Annotated in this window: 24 protein-coding genes; 12 read left to right on the top strand and 12 right to left on the bottom strand. The window is 54.4% G+C overall.

Annotation, left to right across the window (positions count from 1 at the left end):
* Positions 1-294 precede the first annotated feature (294 nt).
* Positions 295-2,985 carry a DUF4367 domain-containing protein gene (locus D3261_RS03165; RefSeq protein WP_158589336.1) on the top strand — a complete coding sequence of 897 codons (2,691 nt, stop codon included), beginning with the start codon at positions 295-297 and terminating at the stop codon, positions 2,983-2,985.
* A gap of 154 nt (positions 2,986-3,139) precedes the next feature.
* On the opposite strand, the gene D3261_RS19910 is transcribed toward D3261_RS03165, so the two are convergent.
* A complete protein-coding gene (locus D3261_RS19910; protein WP_158589337.1) occupies positions 3,140-3,310 on the bottom strand; it encodes a hypothetical protein in 171 nt (56 codons plus the stop codon).
* Positions 3,311-3,364: 54 nt separating this feature from the next.
* Here D3261_RS19910 and D3261_RS20595 point away from each other — a divergent pair, with 54 nt between their 5' ends.
* Positions 3,365-3,661 (top strand): hypothetical protein, encoded by a 297-nt coding sequence (locus D3261_RS20595; RefSeq protein ID WP_233553856.1) that lies wholly within the window; start codon positions 3,365-3,367, stop codon positions 3,659-3,661.
* A gap of 168 nt (positions 3,662-3,829) precedes the next feature.
* Here the strand turns inward: D3261_RS20595 and D3261_RS19620 are convergent, their stop codons facing one another.
* The 3 genes from D3261_RS19620 to D3261_RS03175 all read right to left on the bottom strand — a co-directional run bounded on the left by D3261_RS19620 (position 3,830) and on the right by D3261_RS03175 (position 6,059).
* Positions 3,830-4,051, bottom strand: a complete 222-nt coding sequence (locus D3261_RS19620) for a hypothetical protein (protein WP_147464906.1) — start codon at positions 4,049-4,051, stop codon at positions 3,830-3,832.
* A gap of 386 nt (positions 4,052-4,437) precedes the next feature.
* Positions 4,438-5,184, bottom strand: a complete 747-nt coding sequence (locus D3261_RS03170) for an ABC transporter ATP-binding protein (protein WP_120068843.1) — start codon at positions 5,182-5,184, stop codon at positions 4,438-4,440.
* Positions 5,178-6,059 carry an ABC transporter permease subunit gene (locus D3261_RS03175; RefSeq protein ID WP_120068846.1) on the bottom strand — a complete coding sequence of 294 codons (882 nt, stop codon included), beginning with the start codon at positions 6,057-6,059 and terminating at the stop codon, positions 5,178-5,180. Before D3261_RS03175 ends, D3261_RS03170 begins: the two co-directional genes overlap by 7 nt.
* Before the next feature lie 245 nt (positions 6,060-6,304).
* Between D3261_RS03175 and D3261_RS19625 the strand changes: the two genes are divergently transcribed.
* The gene (locus D3261_RS19625) at positions 6,305-6,850 is read left to right on the top strand and encodes a hypothetical protein (protein ID WP_147464907.1); all 546 of its coding nucleotides are present in this window, start codon (positions 6,305-6,307) and stop codon (positions 6,848-6,850) included.
* Positions 6,851-7,272: 422 nt separating this feature from the next.
* Here D3261_RS19625 and D3261_RS03185 read toward each other — a convergent pair whose 3' ends face one another.
* Together D3261_RS03185 and D3261_RS03190 are read right to left on the bottom strand one after the other, a co-directional pair.
* Entirely contained in the window at positions 7,273-7,512 is a 240-nt protein-coding gene (locus D3261_RS03185) for an amphi-Trp domain-containing protein (RefSeq protein ID WP_120068851.1), read from the bottom strand.
* Between the two features lie 83 nt (positions 7,513-7,595).
* On the bottom strand, positions 7,596-7,832 hold the full coding sequence (locus D3261_RS03190) for a hypothetical protein (RefSeq protein ID WP_147464908.1): 237 nt from the start codon (positions 7,830-7,832) through the stop codon (positions 7,596-7,598).
* 254 nt (positions 7,833-8,086) lie between these two features.
* Here D3261_RS03190 and D3261_RS03195 point away from each other — a divergent pair, with 254 nt between their 5' ends.
* The 3 genes from D3261_RS03195 to D3261_RS03205 all read left to right on the top strand — a co-directional run bounded on the left by D3261_RS03195 (position 8,087) and on the right by D3261_RS03205 (position 9,976).
* Complete coding sequence (locus D3261_RS03195) at positions 8,087-8,758, top strand: RNA polymerase subunit sigma-70 (protein WP_120068856.1); 672 nt, start codon at positions 8,087-8,089, stop codon at positions 8,756-8,758.
* On the top strand, positions 8,755-9,447 hold the full coding sequence (locus D3261_RS03200) for a nucleotidyltransferase family protein (protein WP_120068858.1): 693 nt from the start codon (positions 8,755-8,757) through the stop codon (positions 9,445-9,447). The genes D3261_RS03195 and D3261_RS03200 overlap by 4 nt, the downstream gene beginning before the upstream one ends.
* Positions 9,448-9,736: 289 nt before the next feature.
* Entirely contained in the window at positions 9,737-9,976 is a 240-nt protein-coding gene (locus D3261_RS03205) for a hypothetical protein (RefSeq protein ID WP_120068861.1), read from the top strand.
* 1,291 nt (positions 9,977-11,267) lie between these two features.
* On the opposite strand, the gene D3261_RS19915 is transcribed toward D3261_RS03205, so the two are convergent.
* Positions 11,268-11,840, bottom strand: coding sequence for a hypothetical protein (locus D3261_RS19915; RefSeq protein ID WP_158589338.1), 573 nt, complete (start codon positions 11,838-11,840; stop codon positions 11,268-11,270).
* A gap of 993 nt (positions 11,841-12,833) precedes the next feature.
* Here D3261_RS19915 and D3261_RS03230 point away from each other — a divergent pair.
* Positions 12,834-13,208, top strand: coding sequence for a hypothetical protein (locus D3261_RS03230; protein ID WP_120068872.1), 375 nt, complete (start codon positions 12,834-12,836; stop codon positions 13,206-13,208).
* Positions 13,209-13,237: 29 nt separating this feature from the next.
* The gene (locus D3261_RS03235; RefSeq protein ID WP_120068875.1) at positions 13,238-13,789 is read left to right on the top strand and encodes a hypothetical protein; all 552 of its coding nucleotides are present in this window, start codon (positions 13,238-13,240) and stop codon (positions 13,787-13,789) included.
* A gap of 363 nt (positions 13,790-14,152) precedes the next feature.
* On the opposite strand, the gene D3261_RS03245 is transcribed toward D3261_RS03235, so the two are convergent.
* From D3261_RS03245 to D3261_RS19920, 5 genes are all read right to left on the bottom strand, one after another.
* Positions 14,153-14,527 (bottom strand): tautomerase, encoded by a 375-nt coding sequence (locus tag D3261_RS03245; protein ID WP_120068878.1) that lies wholly within the window; start codon positions 14,525-14,527, stop codon positions 14,153-14,155.
* Positions 14,528-14,603: 76 nt separating this feature from the next.
* A complete protein-coding gene (locus D3261_RS03250) occupies positions 14,604-16,241 on the bottom strand; it encodes an SLC13 family permease (RefSeq protein ID WP_120069238.1) in 1,638 nt (545 codons plus the stop codon).
* Positions 16,242-16,288: 47 nt separating this feature from the next.
* Positions 16,289-16,531, bottom strand: coding sequence for a hypothetical protein (locus tag D3261_RS03255; protein WP_120068881.1), 243 nt, complete (start codon positions 16,529-16,531; stop codon positions 16,289-16,291).
* 199 nt (positions 16,532-16,730) lie between these two features.
* Positions 16,731-17,252 (bottom strand): Rrf2 family transcriptional regulator, encoded by a 522-nt coding sequence (locus D3261_RS03260; RefSeq protein ID WP_120068883.1) that lies wholly within the window; start codon positions 17,250-17,252, stop codon positions 16,731-16,733.
* A gap of 159 nt (positions 17,253-17,411) precedes the next feature.
* Positions 17,412-17,588, bottom strand: a complete 177-nt coding sequence (locus D3261_RS19920) for a hypothetical protein (RefSeq protein WP_158589339.1) — start codon at positions 17,586-17,588, stop codon at positions 17,412-17,414.
* Positions 17,589-17,680: 92 nt separating this feature from the next.
* Here D3261_RS19920 and D3261_RS19925 point away from each other — a divergent pair, with 92 nt between their 5' ends.
* The 4 genes from D3261_RS19925 to D3261_RS03275 all read left to right on the top strand — a co-directional run bounded on the left by D3261_RS19925 (position 17,681) and on the right by D3261_RS03275 (position 20,618).
* Complete coding sequence (locus D3261_RS19925; RefSeq protein WP_158589340.1) at positions 17,681-17,830, top strand: hypothetical protein; 150 nt, start codon at positions 17,681-17,683, stop codon at positions 17,828-17,830.
* Between the two features lie 358 nt (positions 17,831-18,188).
* Positions 18,189-19,160: a DMT family transporter gene (locus tag D3261_RS03265; RefSeq protein WP_120068885.1), complete on the top strand. Its 972-nt coding sequence runs from the start codon at positions 18,189-18,191 to the stop codon at positions 19,158-19,160.
* Positions 19,161-19,378: 218 nt separating this feature from the next.
* Positions 19,379-20,212: an antibiotic biosynthesis monooxygenase gene (locus tag D3261_RS03270; protein ID WP_120068888.1), complete on the top strand. Its 834-nt coding sequence runs from the start codon at positions 19,379-19,381 to the stop codon at positions 20,210-20,212.
* 61 nt (positions 20,213-20,273) lie between these two features.
* A complete protein-coding gene (locus D3261_RS03275) occupies positions 20,274-20,618 on the top strand; it encodes an EthD domain-containing protein (RefSeq protein WP_120068891.1) in 345 nt (114 codons plus the stop codon).
* Positions 20,619-21,231 lie beyond the last annotated feature (613 nt).

Here is a 21,231-nt window from a genome sequence, read left to right on the forward strand (position 1 = left end):
GGTAGCGGAGTGAGTACCCCGACCCCACAGGATGATGGCGATTATGATTGTTCACAGTTCGATACCAGAGAACAAGTTGAGGCCGTCTTCAATCCAGATAACGACGAGTATGGCCTCGATAGTGATGGAGATGGGGTCGCCTGCGAAAGCGTAGGCGATAACCCGACGGCTGAAGGTTCCGGTAGCGCAGGCGCGAGTACCGCAAACACCACTGCTACTGCGACGGCCACCAGCACCGAAGAACCGACGGATACCGAGACTGAAACCGCGACGGCTACGTCTACCGCAACGGCTGTGGCGACGACCACAGCAGCCACAAGCGGCACCTCGACCGCAGTCGAGACGGACGCCGGAACGGCAACTGAGACCGAGACTGAGACTACCGTTGAAGACCCACAAGCGGCGAACGTCCTCCAGAACGCGACGGAGGCCTACGCCGATATTGAGGACTTCAACGCCACGCTCGTGACCTCCTCGACGTCCTCAAACGGAACGGTCACCGAAACCGAGAACACCACGCAGAAGATTTCGTACAGGCTTCCGAACCAGTATCGCGTCGAAACCCTCGCGCCTGAAAGCCAGGCGGGGAATGTCGTGGTTTCGAACGGTTCGAGCACCACGACCTACGACGCGGGAAACAACACCGTCCAGACGTTCAACACGAGCGACTACTCGGGTGGAATGAATGAGTCGTCCGCCTTCGGAAGTCTGACCGGCCTGACTGCCGACTCGAACGTCAGCTATGAGGGCACTGCGACGATTGCTGGCGAAGACGTCTACGTGCTCGCCGTTCGTCCGGACACCGAGCTTCAGGACATCAACGAGACGATCTACCTCGACCAAGATTCGTATTTCCCGGTTCGCGTCACCACCGAGAGTTCGTACGAGGTCGATAACGAGACCATCACCACGGAGTCGATGACGACTTTCCGTGATGTGCAGATCAACATCGGGCTCAGTGACGACCTCTTCGAGTTCGAGGCTCCCGAGGACGCCGAACGCCCTGACAGCGCGTTCGGAGCTTCGACCTACGACTCCTTCGAGGCAACCCAGGAGAACACCAACATCACGCTCTGTGAGCCGAGCGAGATCCCCGAGGGTTACTCGTTCGAGAACTCGACGGTCACGACGTTCGACGGCAACACGAGCGCGACGCTGCTCTACACCAACGGATCCGATGACCTGATCAACGATTCGCTCGTCGTCCGCGTCTCGACGCTCGGATCCACGAACGAATCGGCCACCACGAGCTACGGCGAGAACGTCACGGTCAACGACCAGAACGGAACCTACGCTGAGAACGATGGACAGGGCGTCCTCGCGTTCTCGACTGGTGACCGCCAGTACACGATCGCGGGCCCGTTCTCGCAGGACGAACTGGTCTCGATCGCCGAATCACTCGACTGTAGTGTCGACACCAGCACGAACACGTCCAGTGAAGCCAACCCGGACAGCGCTTACTACCAGGTGGACTTTGTCACCGGTGATTCGATCGAGAACCTTCGCGGTGATGAGGGGTACTACACATCTGACCGACTGATCCGGTTCGCTCACGGCAACACTGACAACGGTGTTACACGCGTCTCTGATGGTGAGTTCATCATCAACGAGACTGCGGCTGACCGGATCGAGAGTGAGGACATCTCGGTCGAAAACGGTACTGCGACGATCACTTTCAGTGTCACCGAGGGCGAATCGATTGAACTCACGTTGGCAAGCTACCAGAAGACCGGCGACGGCTGGTCTGCCCAGACCGAAGCCCAGCAGCGGTTTATCGATGCCGACACGCAGACGTTCGAGTCGGGGACGCATACCCTGAGTGTGGATCTGCCAGGGACGGATATCGATTCGACCGACGGATCGGAGCCCGTCGTCGTGAACGAGGCCGAGAACGACGATGGTCTCTCGGCTGCAGAGATCCTCGATCGCACTAACCAGTCCTACCAGAACGTCTCGGATATCACTGCAGACTACGCTACGGACTCCCATTGGAGCTACGACGGTGATCAGTACTACAGCAACAACGCGAGCGGGACATTCACGTTCAAAGCTCCGAACCAGACGCGATACGACTTCACGAACGGAAGCATCTTCGTGAATAGCGGGAATACGAGCACACTCTACAACGCGAGCAACAACAGCGCCACTGTCTACCCCAACTACTCCCCACACGGGATCGTCAACGGAATCGATAACCAGTCGTATCTCGGTTCGTACCTCGATCTGATCAACCAATCGAACACCGTCGTCTACGAGGGGACGACGACGGTCGAAGGTGGCGAGGCCTACGTCTTCTCGCTCACCCCGCAGTACGACTACGGGGCGTACTACACTGAATCGACCACGCTGTATCTCAACACCGAGACCTACCTGCCGCTCGGGTCAGATTACGCTGGCACCTACGGCAATGCGAGCAACGGGACCGATGACACCTACACAGTAAACACTCGCTACAGCAACCTGCAAGTCAATACCGGCGTCTCCGACGACGAGTTCAATCTCACCATTCCCGATGGTACGTCGGTGACGGACTACAGTTTCGGTTCTGTTAGCTACGAGGACTACGACTCCCTTGAGGAAACTCAACAGGACACTGGCTACACTATCCCGCAACCGACGGAACTCCCCGATGGATACTCGTTCGTGAACGCGACCGTCTGGACATACCCCCCAACCTCGTACACTGCCGGGGATCAGGTTGAGAACCTGACTGATGTCGATCTCTACTATTCAGATGGCTCGGAGACGATTGAGGTCTACATGTACCAGTTACCGGAGAACGACGTCTTCTACGGCTTCGGAACGAAGACGCCTATCAACGGACAGGCTGGCTACTTTGAGTCGCTTGGTGGCGGCTACAACTATCTCAACTTCGCCTGTGGCGACCTCGATTACTCCATCTACGGTCAGCTCTCACGGAGCGAGCTCGTGACCATCGGCGAATCGGTCAACTGTACGGCGGACGTGCCAACCAGTTCCGAATAGCACCACCGCCGGCCTTTCGTACGTTTATTTCAGCAATTACGAAGGGTAGGTAGAGAGAGAGTATTTGACTCTATCCTGCAGTCTCGACCTTCTCGTAGAATTCAGACCCTGACATCTCCCCGGAAAGTCGTTGAACCGCCCAACGGTCACTCACTCAGTATGTATACTCGACACAGTGTACCGCTTCGACCTCGATATCCACGAAGAGGGCCCATCCCCCGGTCTCGCCGGCTTTCCGAACCGTCTCAACGAACCACCAGAAGCGCTTTCGCTGGTTCTCATCACCGAAGGAGGAGAGATCCAAGTTCAACACGGAAAGAGCCATCTTCCACCGATGAGTTAGATTGATACTGGCTTGGATTGGCTCTCGAGTTATCCAATGGCGAACGAGCTGGACTCGATACTGGACACGCTTCGCTCTAAAGGCTATGATTCAGTCACACGTATTTATGACTGGTCCGAAGAGGCGGATGGGACTGTCCCTCTATCAAAGGAGCAACGTCGTGAACCCCAAACTGGATGGCGTCGATTCCTTCCACGAATAGAGAATGAAGCCGATCCGGAATTAGTTCCGGATGACCTTCGGTCGGTGGTCGAGGAACATGGATGGACGGTGCAACCACTGGGTCGTGAGGACGAGTCGGCCTACATTATCATTTCTAAAGATGGAGTGTGAGATCTTTGTCCGTGAAACAACTACTCAGGCACACCAGTGTTTCCGCAGGTTCCACAAGGGGAAATTGTATGAGGAGAAGTTGAAAGATAGTATTTAATATCTGTCACCATCCAGTGTAACCATCTCTCGATTCCACAATTCGCCTCGTGTGGATAACTAGCGGTGCTTTTAGATAGGGAGCCTCTTCCGGCGTGTGACATCCATCGCAACATTGAGTGGGATCTTCGACCACTCCCCATTCTCGCGGTATTGATTTGGGCGTAGGCCACTCCACACTGTGAGATAGTACGTCCCGGTTGCGTAGATATCATCACCATAGAGTTGGTAGGCTTCTCTCACTGTTTCACCCGCAGGAATATCCCGAGAGACCCACGTCGTTTCCGTACTCATCGAATTTCGATTTCGTCCCACTGTGACGTTGTTGCTCTCTGCGTAACTCGGTGAAAAGAGGGTGATTTCGGCCATCCCTGGTGTCAATGTTGCTCGCTGTGAGGCTGCGGTACTTGGCCGGGTGGTCGTAAGCGTGAGTACGCCAAATGGCCAGACGGCTGTACTCCGAACACTCACCGATCTCTGGGTGGGATTCCGGAGACTGAACGCGAATCGTGCCGGGCCCTCGACTGTTGCGTTTGGGTCTAGTGTCTCTACAGTGAGATCGAGGGGAATGGGTGAATCCCTTACCTGAACGTCGGAAACCCTATACTCGGCATCCCCTAAACATCCAGCCAGACCCACGACCGAGGCCACAGCGCCACTGCGTAGAAACGACCGACGATTCACTGAACTTCACCTCCAGCACGATCGCTCGCCAATGCGACGAATACATCTTCCATATCTGCATCAGCTTCACATCCCGCCTGTTCACGGAGTTCTGCCAGAGATCCTTCGGCGATAAGACGACCTTGCTCGAGGATTCCAGCCCGGTCACAAACGCGCTGTACCTCGTTGAGCGTGTGGCTCGAAAAGAACACGCTCGCCCCTCGGTCGTGTTCTTCCCGAATCACCTCTCTGATACGGCGAACGCCATGTGGATCCAGACCGGTAAACGGTTCGTCGAGGATGAGTAGGTCTGGAGCCCCAACGAGCGCCATCGCGAGACCGAGTCGTTGCTGCATTCCCTGTGAGTAGCCACCAGCTTCTTGATCAGCGGCATCGCTGAGTCCCACCCGAGTGAGTAGCTCGCCCGGGTCGTCATCCGTGCGTTTGGTGTCCGCAACGAATCGAACATGCGCTCGGCCCGAAAGGTCCTCATAAACGCCGAACCGATCCGGAAGAACACCCACTCGATCGTGGACTGCTACGACATCCCGAGAGTCGTGACCAAGGACGCGAGCACTCCCGGATGTCGGTCGGAAATAATCGAGAAGCAAGCCGATCGTGGTGGACTTGCCTGCACCGTTAGCTCCTAAAAATCCGTATATCTCATTGGACTTGACGGTGAGACCGAGACCATCAACTGCGATCGTGCGTCGATAACGCTTCGTGAGATCGGTCGTCTCGATAGCGAGTGGTGAACTCACCATGCATCACCCCGATTGAACGCGAGGTGAGCGAGACCGAGTGGGAGAGCGATCCATCCGAGGAGAATCACAACTCCGAGTGCGGGATGGAGATACCACGGTACTACCTGATCGGCGAATGCGGTATCGACCACGTAGGCGTTGACGCTCACACCATGGCGAACCGCGTAGACGGTATCAACGAGCTCGGCGGAGTTTCCCACACCGAATAGCCAGTTGGTCACCACGTCATAGGCGCCATCCGGTGTGAGACGCAACGCGAAGAACAATGGCCCACTTGCTGGCGGGTCATATGGGTCGACCGGGACCCCGGTGATGGCGCCGTAGATCGCTGGAACGAGTTGTTCCCAGAAGAGGGTCACCAAGAAAAATCCAAATACGGTAGTAGCCGCCACGACTGTTCGCTTGGCGACCGCCGAAACTGCAACGGCGACTGAAACCAGTGCTGCGACGTAGACAAGCGTTGTAAGAACGGTTCCAACGAAGAGCACTAGGGAGAAAACGCCGTGCTCGATAAGACCCACAGCACCGAGGACAATGAGGCCTACGAGCGTGATCGTCGCGACACCCAGAGTTCGCCCGACACTTTTGCCGAGGAGAACCTCCGAGCGGCGGAGCGGCAACGCAAGGAGGAACTTGATACTACGGGTGGTTCGTTCGCCCACGATCGACTGATACCCCAGCAAGAGTGCACAGAGAGGGAGGAAGATCAGCGTACTTCGCTGGATATAGCCGGCAGTGATCGACCGTCCGAGGGCATCATACGCATCATATGTGGGTTGAAATCCCCAGAGAACCAGAATCGGAACGAGAAGCCACGCAATCTTCGTCGTAAGAACCGTTTTCGCCTCTTTTCGAGCGAGCGGTCTCCAGCGCATGGAACCGACTCTCAGAAGAGTGTCATAAACACGACGATTCGAAACCAGGAGAACGACCCTACGGCAGTTAGTATGACCGAGGTGTTAGACCACTAGCGCTGTGTATAGATCATAGTGGCCTACAGTCGACCAATATTGTCTCGTCGATACGGCGCTTTTCAAGACTTTTCACTTTCATTTCAGCCATCAAAATGGCAGTTAGATAGTAGCAACTATCTATGCACGGAGAAACACGGTGGTAAGTCATGATACGAAGGACTGGAATCTGGGTGCTTGCTGGAGTCGTTGTTGTCCTTATTGTCGGCGGGGTAGTGGGAATACCGGGATTCAGCGGGTCAAACTCACAATCGATAGAACCACAGGGAGGAAGCCTCAACGTCACCGAATTCACTGTGTTGAACAGCAGTTGTGGAGACAGTTACTCTGGGATCGGAGTCATGAGAGCGAACGTCGTTGAAGAGCATCGGACGAACTACTCCATCGTCGGTACTATTCCCGTCCAGAGAAGCAACGTCTCGGCGGGCTTATCAGATGTTACCACGCTGGCCGACAGTTACGTCATCAACGTCACAAGCTCGGTCCTCTACGCGGAGCAAGACAGCAGATTGTGCGAAGCCCAGTACCGGATGAACTACTCTGTCCCGTACGGAGGCGACGACAGCTATACGCTTACCACACTCCACAACGGGGAATTTATCGCTCAGCAGAACAACGTGAAGTTCGAAAACGGTTCACTGACGAGCAGCAGTTACAACTTCGGCGTTTCAACCTTCTACAACATGAGCGCCTAGAATCGTTGGCTACGACGAGGACCGAGGACTAATTCCGGCGTTTCGATTTCGCCTCGCGAACGTCGCCACCATCCCGAAGCATATCAGGACAATCAGGACAAACCCGAACAGTATCCATCCCAGTTGGAGCGAACACACGAACGTACTGTTGCGTGACGAATGCGCCGCAATTATCGCAGTTTGGCATACGAAGGCTGGTTCATCCATTTCACATTATACTATCGGCTTCAAGAGACTGTAGCGACCGTGCTTTGTCACGGATCTCACTCTTTCGTACTGGATATCGAACCAAGACCTGTAGGTGGGTTTTGGTAGGTAGGACTCGGTGTTGTCTATACTGAGTAGCTACGTCCAGCACTACCTTGGGAAGTAGTACGTGGGGCAGTGATGATGCCGTGTATAGAAGAAGTGACTTGAACGAGTTACTTCGGTTTCCAATCCATTTTGATGGTTACAGACTCGCGGCTCCCTCGAAGAATTGAGGAACTTTCGCGTGCTCCGACTTCGAAGTTGATTGAGGAGGGTGGCTGTAGTGTGATCGTCTTGTTCTCGATATCAATATCGAAGTCGTCGCCGTTTTCGAGATTATCGGCTATCTGTCGAAGGTGTTCGGCGGCTTCTGCTCGGTCGTGTTTGTACTCGCCAATATTCTTCTCTGCCATCTTCAGCTGTTGCGGCTATTCCGGATTATAGCTGATCATTGCCATATTGGAAGGTTGTCTCTCGCAATCGTTTCATGGCTCGCTCAGTCAATCCAGCCTGGGCGAGTGCTTGGTGTATCATCATTCGTCCCGACATCTGCGGTCGTGTACCACTCGGCAAAGATCGTATGCGGAATGTAGTACTCTCGGTCCCGTCGGAGTAAGGTAATCCCCCGTGGTGAGATTTGGTCGACAACGTAGTGCTCGTCCTCGTCGTGATCGAAGAGGATGTCATTCTCAGAGAGTTCGTCCATCGCCAAAGGTCTCTCATCTGGAGCCATACGACCCAGTTCTCGGGGAGGATGCACAAGTAGCCTCTGAACACTCAGGAGAAACTGCAGAGTTGAGATATCCGAAAAGCAGGAATAAAAAAAGATAGAGTTGGTCAGAGCGTCCAGACGGAGGTATTCAAAAGGTGCTCCTCTTCATGCTCGTCTGGAGGAGGGAATTCGATAGCACGGGTGCTACGGTAGGTCAGCAGAAGTCCCGATAGCGACAACTATTTTGCTGTTACACACATTTGTGGAACTGTACGATGTTCGAACAGTGCGGTGAAACAGAGGTCAAAACACTCCTTGCCATTACATCTGGAGACTCTATCTCAGGTGTCGCCCGGAAGATCGGCGAGAACCGAGAGACCGTCCGTCGAGCCGTAAACCGTCTCGAAGATGCGGGCTACATCCGATATGACGATGGGTTATCCGTTGTTGACGACACCGTTCGAGAGGCGGGTCTCGCCTTTCTCGCCGCTGCAGCGAATGTATCTCCACCCACAATCTCCGAAGGCTATGTGCTCCCACAATTTGCAGACATGGAGTTCGCGTACACTGCTATCGACGCCGTCTACGTTTGGACTCGAGGTGGCTACCAAGTCGCTCGCAATGATACGGATTATCCGCTTTTCATTGCTATCCGCGAGTCGGATCTCGAAGATTGGGAGCACTTCTTCGAGCTGTTTGGAATTTCGACCGTCCAGGAACGCCAGTCACCCGACGAGGTCTCTGGGCCACTGCAAGTCGTCCTCGCACCCTGCGCACAGATCGACGCCGAAATGGTTGACGGACGGCCAGTCATCTCACTCTCAGAAACTGTTGAGTTCGCGCGCGAACACTACGCTACCTTCGAATCGGCACTAGATATCCTCGATCGGATGTACGACGACCTTGAGACCGAGGCGGACTATCACGCGACACCAGCCTCGCCATGAGCCAAGAAGAACGCAGTGAGGCGCTCATTGAGGTCCTTGCAGCCCTCGAACAATCCACCATCGATTTCGTTCTCGTCGGTGGCTACGCTGTCTCACAATTCGAGACCCGTTTTTCGACTGATCTGGACCTCGTCATTGCCCCCGAAGATACCGAAGCGGTGGTGACGTTCCTAGAGAACCATCACTTCGAACGGAAGAGCGAGCTCGAAGTACCCCCAGAAGAGACTATCTACAACCGCGAGATCGAACTCTTCGAGCGAACCGAAGGTCTGCCCCACCCGATCGGTGTTGATTTGTTAGTAAACGGATTGGGATGTCGCCAAACCGAAGCGGAGTGGTCGTTCGACTATCTCCGTGACCACAGCTCCACGAGAACTATCTCAGGTGGGACGCAGTCAACGACTGCTCCCGTCGCTGATGGCGAGGTTCTGGTAGCCGCCAAGCTCCATAGCGCCCGCAAAACAGACCTAGCTGACGTTCTCGCGGCTGTTCCATACGTCGAGTTCACATCCGTGGCAGCCCACCTTCATCGGGGAGACGAGGATGCGCTCCGAGAACAACTCGAAAGCGCACAGGAGTTCATCGAAGAAGGTGGACTGGATCACCGATTCAAGAGTATGTTTGGCCAGTCGTCCGCATCGCCCGATGATATCGACGCTTTACTCGAGTTCATTCGGGAACAGCAGTAGATCTCCTGAGTTGATGGATTATTATCGACTCTCGGACGTCGCCAGCAGCATCGATAGACGCTGTCTACTCCAGTGCAGGTTGCTGTGCTCAAACTCACAATCAAACACCCTGAAGTAAGATACTGGTGACTACGACGACTGAAGAGAGCTAATCCCGGCGTTTCGATTTCACCTCGCGAACGTCTTCACCGTCCCAGAAGTATATGAGAGCAATTAGGGTATCCTTGAATGGTGTCCATCCCAGTGGGTCGAACATCACTATTTTACCAGGCGCTAATTACTCGAACGTATGGAGTCAGATAGAGATGAGCGCGATATCATCTACGAAGCCACGTATGACGCTGTATGGGATGTGGCGAAGCGACTAGGCTACATCCTCGCTTTAGTCGTTATCGCACTTATCGCATTGCAGGGAGTAGTTTTCGCTGTGGCCGTTGCAGATGGTATAGCCATCATCATTGGGATATTAGCCCTTGCGGTCATGTTGACCTCGCTACACCGACTCGGAAAAGTCCTCAATTTATATTAGCAGCGTTATCGAACGACGAACCAGTAGACTACTACTCCGACTATCCCGGGAACGAGACCAACAAAGAACAGAATGCCAATGGCAACACCCCATTGCCATGCCCAACCACTGCCGTGTTTTTTGGCGTCTCTGTATACCCATCTCCCAATCAGATAACAAATGACGATGAGAATAGCCAGTAGAACGAATACTTCTGGTCCACCCGGCATACCTGGTATCTGTAGGGGGAGCATGAGGAGAGATCGTTTAGCGGTAATATTATTCTTGGGAAATTTCGACGTTCGAAAGAATTTCAGTCACATAATGTCCCCCAAGAGATTATCCGGGTCGATTCCATCAATATGACGTCTCTCGTCTATATTACTGGAAGTCCTTCTGGCGAGCGGTTTCCTGTTCGGCTTTCAACCCCATTTGAACACGAGCGCTGATGGTAGGGATGCTGCTGCTGATTGTACGAGAAGGACCGCAGACCACTTCTCAGCGGAGCCAGAAAACGGCGAGTGGTTCGAGGCCCACTGCTTGTCATATCGGGATAGGCGGGCACTACGATCTTCTCCATCGAGGCACAAACAGGAATCCTGTCTGAAACGGGGCGCGACTTTATCTTGCCGTGACAGTGTGATATAGAGTTATCAGACGGGATGATGAGGATTGGATATGGCTCATGACCGGGTTTCGGTTGATTCCCGCTGGTGGTACGCTACAGTTGGTATCATTGCTCTATTTTTTCTGTACGTCAGTGTGAGTCCGCTTGATTCGCTTCTTGCGATAATCCTGAATGCCGTTACCGTCGTTGGGTTAGCCCTTTTTTGGGCCATGGATATCCGGGTTATCCGCCGCTCTGAGGCGGCATGGGAGCCAAGCGCTCTCTATCTTATAGGTGTGATACTCACGCCGATCTTGGTTCTCTATGGGTATCGACGGTACCAACATGTTGGCTTGGTCTAATCGATACTTCGATGACTCGGTGCTTGAGTAGCTGTAGCTGATTCCGTTCGGTTGACTATCCGGGTGTTCGTAGCTAGCTGGTGGACTTTCAGGTGTCGTGTGGTGTGTCACAGATTGGCCGTTCTTACGCGCGCGTTAAGCCTTCTGTCGGCGAGTGCGGTGGTTGCGGGGATCGCGGGTGCTGCTGGGAATAGTGCTCGCGATTGGTGGGCTGTTCTACCTCCGAGGACGTGGCTCGCTCACGGTGATAGACAGCGACGGCGAACCACAGATGATGACCGAATTGGGCGAACGTCGCAGTTATCTCCTCACTACAATATTTGGGTCATTCAGGGTCGGCCACTTAGATCGAGATACGTTCCTGAACCGAACCGCCAGTTAGCCCCTCATAGAGAAGAGCATGGCCCGACTGCGGAGTGGTTTCGCTCTTGAACCGTATCATATTGGTACTGACGAGTTCGTTAGCTCCTTGTAGATTCGGTTGCACCGTTCCCCAGTTTTCAGTGTAGAGAGGGATTGAGAGAGTTCGCCATCCAACCCATTGCGGTTCAGACTGAGGATAGATCCCAAATCGATCCTGGAATTTCATCCGAGCTTGTATGAGAAGCAGGTACGACCGCTCGAAATCGGTTTCTGCGACCATATCTCGCAGGGACTTCGTATCCAACCCGTTTGTAGATATATTCGGGAATAGCTGCTGTTCAGGTGGCTTTGTGATGAGTCGCGCATAGTATGGCGGGTTGTCGTTCGGTCCAAGACCAGTTGCAACGAGACGGTCTGAAGGTCGGTTGAGTGTCCCAAACGCGTAATCTGCTTCTACAGATGACTGAATGAGGTTCCATCCTCCAGCAGCATTTGCGATGCCGGCTCCACAGACGAGTGCACCACCTGCATAGAGGAAATTTCGCCGTTTCATACAGGCTCTGTGGGATAGGTGACTGAAGTAAACTTTGACACACTTCCTATCGGTATCCAAATATCAACCTACCAGGCCGTACGAACCTTTGGCTCGATAACTCGTTGTCTCTCAACCTCTGAGAGATGACGAGAAGTCCCATGCTTAGAACACGGGCACTATGAAGAGCATTGAATAACCCACCAAGAGAGGTTTTGAGTTGGTGTCCGCTCATACTCGAGCAGCGATGTAAATCCCGAGATGGGTCAGTGCTCGAGCTACCACGTAGCAAATGCCAAACCACACAGCGTAGGTTGGCCGGTATTGTGCTAACAGGTAGTACAGGACGACAAAAGCGATCATCATTGGGACGCGGATCGGAAAGCTCTGTGCTCGTTCTCGGGCCTGGTCAGAGGTGTAGAAGCGATAGACAGGCCTTGCGCCGAGAATTAGACCGCCAACTGTGGCAGCTAAGTACCCAATAGCGCTAGCCTGTGCTCCAATTTGCTCATTTGGTGTTGATCCGAGTGCTAAGGCGAGCAACAAGACGAAGAGGACCAGGTACAGACCGGTCGCCAGGAGCCCTGTAAGGAGTGCCCGTGTTGTTCCGAAGTCTTGTTGGTCTTCATGGAAACGGCCATACCAGCGCTCAGAGAGGCTTGGCATGTAAAGTTCAATTCGGCGAATGCTGATTATTTAGTCGGTAATGATCTGCTGGTGGTGGGTTACCGACGGTGTGAAGAACCGGAGCGCTACCACGTCCACCTGCACGCGCTGTGTGAGATGCCGTTCGTGCATAGAGATCAGTATCTCAGTACTTACTGAGATATTAATGTTGATTATTCTACTGTCGAAAAGGTACTCCTTTTGAAACATCTCATCAAGTCGTGACAAATTGGATCTTAGAACCAGACATCATGTAGTCAACGAGAACATCAGGCTCATTCTGTGTGCATAGCTTGCACACAAACAGCAACCTTTAGATTCTTGTGTGCATAACATGCGCATAGGACGATGAGCACTGACCGAGAGACCCAGCGTGTCCATTTCCACTCGCCGGAGCACCTTATCGAACGCGTCGACGCGATCGCGACCCTCTTTCAGAGAGATCGGACGGATGTTCTCAACGAAGCACTCCGCGAGTACGTCGATGAAACGGCCAGTGACGACTCATTTCAAGGGATCGTCGCCAGCGAATACTATGAAGGCCGATTGGACTTCGAGATGGTCAAACAGCTCGTTGGCACCGATGCCGCCCAACGGTTCCGCCTCTTGAAGCGCGACCTCGACAGCGAACCACTCGACCTGTCTGCCCCCGACGACACCGATATCTACGACGGTGAAGGTCAATCCGTTGAGCCGGCCGATTCAAATGCCACACGAGAATAACCACCACATTCACTCTACATCCTTTCCCCATGCAGACCACTGTCGCCGATACGAGCGCACTCATCAGTCTCGCCGTACCGTCAGCTGACGCAACCTACGAGACGACAACTAATCCGGACCCCTTACAGCTCTTTTTCACCTCGTGTACTGTCCACGTGCCGACGCAGGTCGAGACTGAACTCCGGACTACCGCGCAGTATACTGATATCCACGCGGCTGCCGCGGCGAACGTTCTTGCGGCGAATGCTCACTACCACGTCGAGAATCCGCTCCAACGACCGGACACCCCGAGTTCGCTCCCCACGTACGGACTCGATGAAGGCGAAACTGCTGGAATCATCCTCGCGAACGCACGCGATGTCGATGGATTCCTGACCGACGAGTTCTCGGGAACGAACTTCGCACTCATCCACGCAGCGCTTACTGGGCCCCGGATCGTTCCCGCCCCACGTTTAGTCTGTGATTACGCGCGCAACGAGCACATAACCGCGACGGAGGCTCAACGACTGCTCTCGATCATGGGCCAGCATCGGAGCTGGGGGAGCAATCCGTACGTTCAGCAACTCTTGAACACGCTGTGACCCACGCAACGATACGACTCAGAGGTTGCATGGCTGGACGGTCTTGTGGTCGTTATCCTCTGCACGTTGAGCTGCATCGGTAAGGAGGTCCGATACCTCGTTGTGTGGAGCCTGTATCTACGTGGACTGGTTGGTAGAAACCTCAACGGCGTTCACCGCTATTCTGATGGATCAACGGTCGCTTGTTCTAGAAGATCCTGAAGCCCACCGGAGCTTACTCGTCCTTTACTCTCCAATCACTGGTAGATGGTTTGTGTCTGGCTTTTTGTCACTAGGTCAAGTTCGGAGAATCAAATCGCCTGAAAATTTGGAAAAGTTGGTTCAGGTGCGCCGAATCCAGGCTTTGCCTACTGGAAAAAATAACTACTCGTCTTCCCATCTACCTCCTACACGATCCATACCCATCATCGCTTCACCGGGGTGCTCGGTGAAGACGACCTTCATGTTTTCATCAGGTATCTCAAATCTATTCTCAACATACTCCATAACCGCGAGGGCAAACGCTCGCTTGCGTTCAAACGGTTGGCCTTCTCGAACTTCGGCATCAAGGAATAGGATGGGGCCAGCATTTGCTCGGCCGAGATGGAGTGCTGCCATCTCGTGCTCTCGGATAGTTATCGCAACATGTCCTGCGGTTGTCTCCATCTCTGCCGTATAGAATTCAGTAACTTGGTCCGCAAGCTCGGTCTTCTCAGTTGTCGATAGCGATAGGGTCGTATCGAATTGGAGCAATGGCATGGAATGAGTTCGCTCTTACCAGTTATACATATTTTGCTAATAATACTACTTCATAGTCTTAGAAGCAGTGTTGAAGCTACCAGAGCACCAATGGCCAAAGGAACTGGAACATCACCCAAATAAGTACCACCAGCACAAATGTCATAAGTAGGTTTAGTACTACTCCAGCACGGATCATCTGGTCTTGCTTGACGTACCCACTACCGAAAACGATCGCATTCGGCGGTGTCGCAACTGGTAGCGCAAAAGCGAAACTTGCAGCAATCGTTCCTGAGACCGCCAAAAACAATGCTGCTGGAAGGTTCCCCAGCCCAAGCGTGCCCGCAAATATTCCACCGAGCCCAATGAGAATCGGGGCAATGATGCTGGTTGTTGCAGCGTTTGAGGTCATCTCGGTCAAGAAAATCACAAGCAAAACAACCACGAGAATCACCAACAGTATCGGTGCCCCAACAAGCCCCCCGAACACCGTGTCGGCTATCCATTCGGTTGCCCCAGAATCAGCAAGAGCATTAGCTAGTGCTATTCCACCACCGAAGAGCAATAGCGTCCCCCAATCGATATCGACGAGTTCGTCCCACTCCATCGTATCAGCAAGTACTAACGCTGGGACGGCAGCCAATCCGATCAGAACGTAATAGAGGAGCCCCCCATGACCGCTTACACCGAGCAGGGTTGGACCCTCCCCACCGAAAAGTGTCGTGTAGACCGGAGCCGAGATATATGGTTGGACAAATGAGCCGAGGCCACCGATCACCCACAGGAACGCCGTTGCACTGAAAATGTAGACAACGCGCTTGCCCCGTGTACTCAATTCACCTTCCTCACGGAGATACTCTTGAGCCTGCTGACGAGCGCCACTCACATCGTCAATTCGAGGTGGGTAGAGAACGTAGGTGAGAAGGTACCAGATGATGGGCAGCGTTATTACAACGATTGGGAGTCCGACAGCGAGCCACTGGACAAACCCGATGTCGTAATTCAACGTCGAGCTAAGTTGTCCTGCGAGGATAGCATTCGGCGGTGTACCGATCAGAGTTCCAACCCCACCGACGCTTGCAGCGTAGGCGGTCCCAAGCAACATTGCTACCTGAAGATTTCTGAAATCGTCTTCCGTCGCAGCGACGCCGCTGTTGACTGATTCTCCCCCGTCTGTACTGACTGAAGAGTCGATCGTAGCGTTCGGATTGTCATCAACGGCTGAGATTGCTTCTCGACCGAGTACCTGAGCGAGGACACCGAGTGCGATCGGCATCATCATTGCTGCGGTGGCCGTATTCGAAACCCACATCGAAAGAAACGCAGTGGCAAGCATGACTGCGGCGACAAGCTTGCGTGGTGACGTTCCCATCCGAGCGAGTACTGACAATGCAATGCGCCGGTCAATGTCGTATTTCTGGAGCGCGTTCGCCAACATGAACCCTGCAAGAAACAAGAATATGATGTGGTCGGCGAATCCCGCAAGTGCTTCGTCCATGGTTGGATACACGCCAAATCCAGTAAGTAGGATTGGAACGCAGAGAGCAGTGACCGCGAGTGGAAGGGCCCCCGTTACCCAGAGCATTCCAACAAAAAACATCGTCGCTAGCGCGTACTGTCCTCGAATCGAGAGTCCACCCGGCGTTGGCGCAAACGCGATCCCTATTGTTCCAATGACCGCAACGGCGAACACCGCTATCATACCGCGTCGACCACTGAGTGCCGACTGTATCATTGATACAATACCCAGATTATCCATTGTAATAGTTGTTCCGGATGAAGTCAAAAGTTCCTGATGATTACTGAAACTTGGTCGTCGGTCAGTTCGGCGGTGTAAAGGTCAAATAACGTCTGCCGACGGTCGTATGAAAGAGCTCGATTCCCCCCTTCAAGCATTGAGATATGGGCTTGGAGAATTTCATCAATCTCTCGTTCAACCTCCCTCTGGCTGTACTGAGCGGCCACTCGCAAGAGTTCCCAAGCAGTAGGTGATATCGATGAAATATCTGGCGTCTCTGTAGCCATATCGGTTGTCACCCCTGTTTGTGCGGGGGGATGATGAGAATTATGAGATTGTTTTCGTACCATTATTGTGTTCAATAGACCTATCACCAACTATCATAGTTTTACTCCAGGGCAGTGATTGATCCTCTTAGCCCTGTCCAAAAGGTACTCTATTGATCCTGAAAATGTCTTGACTATGCCAGTAGAGAACAGGATCATTCTATTGGACAGGAGCTTCCATGCTGTCGGTCCTGATGATAAGTTTGTTGTCCGTGTGGATAACTCCCTCAACCAAGCCCGTGATCGCTAAGCTCGACTTTGGAGTAGGTCCGATGGTAAGGATATCATCTACACGAAAGTCCCGAACGGAGCCCTGAATGTGAACCTCAGCGCGACATTTCTCAGGATGCAGAACACATACAAGGTTGATTTCCTGTATAATCTCTTCTTCGGCGGGTTCGCCGTTGCAACTGACCGGAATCGATGCGGGCTCATCCATTTCCTGAAGATCAAGAGCATTGTAGGCATTTAAGGTCGGCTTGTACCCACCTCTTGGACCAGGGACGCCTTCAACCAGTTGCAGGGCTTTTAGGCTCTGCATCTGATTCCGGATCGTCCCTGGGTTCCGGTCTATCTGGTCGGCAATCGCTTTGCCTGTGACAGTGGTCTCACTCTCCCGTTCAAGATTAACTAGTTCCTGAAGAATCGACTTCTGACTCTGGGTCAGCTCAATTGTGGACATACAATCCGACAGGGGTTGAAATATTATAAACTTCTTGGCTACCCACCCTATTTAAAAGGTGTTGCGAAAATAGTAGATAGAAGTATATCGATCACAATTCTTTTTGGAAACGACGACGACCGATATGAGCAACTACACACCTTCGACAGGAGATCGTTCTCAATATAGGATCACGGCCGCGAGGGCGACCACGCCGACACGCCGCCCGCGCCGGAGCCAGCGGTGGATACCAATGGCGAGGCGGTCAAGCCGCGACCGGGGGTCCCACGCGGCGACCTCTACGAGGTCGCGTGACTCCCCGAGCAAGCGTTCGACCGGGTCGCGGGTGTCGTCCATAGCTGGTCGGACGACGGCGGCCAGCATGATTCTTCTGAGAAAGAGAAAGTGTGACCGATAGCGTCTCTGACTCGTCGGTTTTGGTCACGGTCATGGAATCGGTGTCGTCGCTCTCGGCACTCCTGTCGATGCTCACGTCGAACACCCCCGGCGTCAGCACCTCGACTGTCGTGCTCTCTGTGTCGTCGTCCGAGACGACCGTCACATCAAGCTCGCCGATGTCGTTCTCGGTCGTCGTGTAAGTCGTTTGAGTATCTTGAGATTCACTAGGTTCGAGAGTGACTCCCTGCGTGTCGACCACAGTCCCGTCTACTGTGAAGCGGACTCTGAGCGCTGTCAAGCAAGTCCTCGGCTCTTCTTTAAAAGTCAACGCAGTTGCACACTGTACAACGGCAGTAGTTAAAACATTTGATAAGATTTAATCCATCTCATCTCCGATTAGGATACAGGATATGATGGCACCAACGCTCTTTCATTTCTCTCCACTATCAGGTGAAGAAAGCCAGCTGAGAGAATTTGTCGAGGCAGTGAATACAACAGGTGCGCTGCGACGAAATTGTCATTTCAGTGTTAAATACGATTTGCGGGGGCGATAGCTCGATGGAGGCGATAGCGCCGATCGTTCTCGCCTTGGGGACTGGTGGGATCTTCGCGGTGGAGTTAGCGATCAACGGCCATCTTGGTGAAGAAGTAGAGAGTTCGATCGGTGCGGGTCTGATCTCCTTTTTCATCGGGAGCGTTGTTCTCGTCGTCGCAACGGTCTCCTTCGGAAGTCCGATGTCGTCGATCGACGCGTTCGGCCGAACGACGTGGGTGATGTGGACCGGTGGGGTTCTCGGAGCGGTACTCCTCGTCGCGTTGATCCTGTTGCTTCCGCGGCTCGGTGCAGCGACCACGGTCGGGCTCCAGATCACCGGCCAGATGGTAATGTCCGTCGTGATGGACCAGTTCGGGGTGCTCGGCGTGCCGGTCGATTCCGTGACGATCGGCAATCTCGTCGGGGTGATAGCGACCGTTCTCGGGGCAGGACTCATCGCACATGGCACGGCTGTCAGCACGTCGTCGGATACGACAGCCGGGTCTGCGACCGCGACTGGTGGTAAGTCGACGACGGGATGGCTGTCGAGTTCGACGGTAGTTCTCGGCATCGGCGCGTTGCTCGTCGGTGCCGCCACGCCCGTCCAGGCGGCGATCAACGCACAGCTTCGAGCAGCGATCAGTGGACCGCTGTTTTCCGGGGCGGTCTCGTTCGTCGTCGGTACCGCCGTTCTCCTGCTGGTCGTGCTGTGGTCTTCGGAGACGCGTCCAACGATGACTGGTCTCGGCAGCGCGCCGTGGTGGGTGTGGGCCGGGGGGTTCGCGGCCGCGTTCTACGTCGATTCGTCGCTGATACTAATCCCGGTGATCGGCGCGGCAGCGACGGTCGGATTCATCGCTGCCGGCCAGCAGATCACGTCCGTCGTCATCGACGAATACGGTCTGTTTCGAACCGCTAAGCGGGCGGCCACCCCTTCTCGTGTCGCGGGAACCCTGTGTCTCCTTTGTGGTGTCGCCCTCATCCAATTCGCGTAACCAAACGATTGGCGTGCGACGTTACTGACTGATACCGTGCAACGAGTCACGACGAGCAGCGAAGATGACTACCGGTTCTGCTACTTCAGCGACCACGGTTACCTTTGGTATGATGGACCAGTTGGTCGTCTTGCTGGATGATCGCGTGTTGTACAACGGCAGTAGTTAAAAAATTTGACAATACTTATCCCGTTCCTGACCCTCGTTCTGAGTAGGGTATGACAATATCAACGATCACTCGTCTCTCTCCATCGACAGGGGGGGAAGAGCGGCTGAGAGAACTCGTCGAGGAACAGACACGCAAAACGCGTAGAGAGCCCGGCAACGTTCGCTTTCTCGTCTATCGACGTGAGGACGAGTCGGGCGGCCTGGAGATACTCGCGGAGTATCGTGACGCGGAGGCGCTCCAAGCCCATCGACGGGCCTCACACACGAAGGAATTCACCGATGCCGTGGAAGACACAATAACGGAGGACGCGCTTGAGATCACGGAACTCATGTCCATCTCGCCGGTCGATACGTCGGCGGACGACGTTCGTGCGGGGGACCATGTCGGCGTCACCGTTCCCAACGTGGAGGACGCTACGGAATTCTTCGCTGACGCGTTCGGGGCGGTACCCGTCTACGACGTGCTCCCGACGGACGCTGACCCGATGGAAGGCGAGGACCCGGAGCAGCAACTCGGTTTGCCAGAAGGGGCCGCGGTCGTTCACATGCGCCTTCTGCGCATCGGCGACGGGCCGTGCGTTGAACTCTTCCAGGTGGCGGACACCGACCAACAGCCCGCACCGGGCATCGAGGACCTTGGCGTGACGCACCTCGGTTTGTACGTCGAGGACGTCGGGGCGGTCGCGGACCGGGTCGAGGAGGCGAACGGCGAACTGCTCTCCCCACCGCATCCACTCGCAGGCGTCGAGTCCGGCGACGGCAACGAGGGCGTCTACTGCCGGACGCCGTGGGGGATGCTCGTCGAACTCCTCACGTACCCCGACGGGATCGACTATCCCGACGACACGACCGTCACCCGGTGGCAACCATCCAGAGACCACTGACCGTCCGCCGCGCACGCACCGTTCAAACTACCACTAACGCAGACACTGACACCACCACCTTATGATCAAAATGACCATGTTCCTGAAACGAAACGCGGACCTCTCGCGGGAGGAGTTCGTCGAGCACCACATCGAAACCCACGGCCCGCTCTTTCGCTCGATTCCCGAGGCCGAAGAACACGTCGAGCGCTACATTCAGACCCATCCCATCGATCTAGACACAGACGCCGTCTCGAACGCCGACTACGACGGGACGGCCGAGATCTGGTTCGACAACGAGGAAGGGATGGAGGCCGTACTGACCTCGGAGACGTACGAGGAGGAAGTGTTCCCGGACGAGAAGACGTTCCTCAACCACGACAACACGCTGACCGTCGTGGGAGAGCAGACGAACATCATCGAGTAAGTCCAAGCACCCTGGAGTCGCGGTCCATCACATATTTTCGATATCTGATCAGCGACGGCTCAGTCATCGGATGTCTCGAAAACGCTGGATTTCGGTCCTATCGATCTGAGGGAGGTCACCCTCGCTAGTTGAGGTTCCTGAGCCGTTCGCGGGCATCGACCCCATCTGTTCGAGCAACTGGTGACCACGGCCGCCTTTCCCGAGGAAATGATGACCGGTACGCTCCCCTTCATTTGGCCGCTCGTCTACCTGCCAGTCCTCATCGAGATCGTCGCGGCGATGGTGAACGCCGATCTCAACAGCGGGTTGCTCGCGAGCGGTCTAAACACGGTCGTCATCGCCGGTGATGACTCTCACACACGGACTCCGCGCCGTCCTCTCCCTCTCATGGCCAATTATCGGTTGGTCGTGGTATCTGTGGGTCGCGGCAGCGCTTTTCGGTGTCGACATCGGTGCGTTCGTTCTCGGAGCCGGTGTGCGGCGCTTTGTCGGTTATTTTGGGTGAGAGAGCGTGTCATAGAATGATTTTCATGGTCATCAGCGGATATGAAGGCAATAGCTCCGAGAGTGCCAAAGCCGTCCTCAAAACACCTTTTGTAGGTAGAATCGAATT

The organism is Halococcus sp. IIIV-5B (assembly GCF_003602035.1).
Classification (GTDB): domain Archaea; phylum Halobacteriota; class Halobacteria; order Halobacteriales; family Halococcaceae; genus Halococcus; species Halococcus salsus.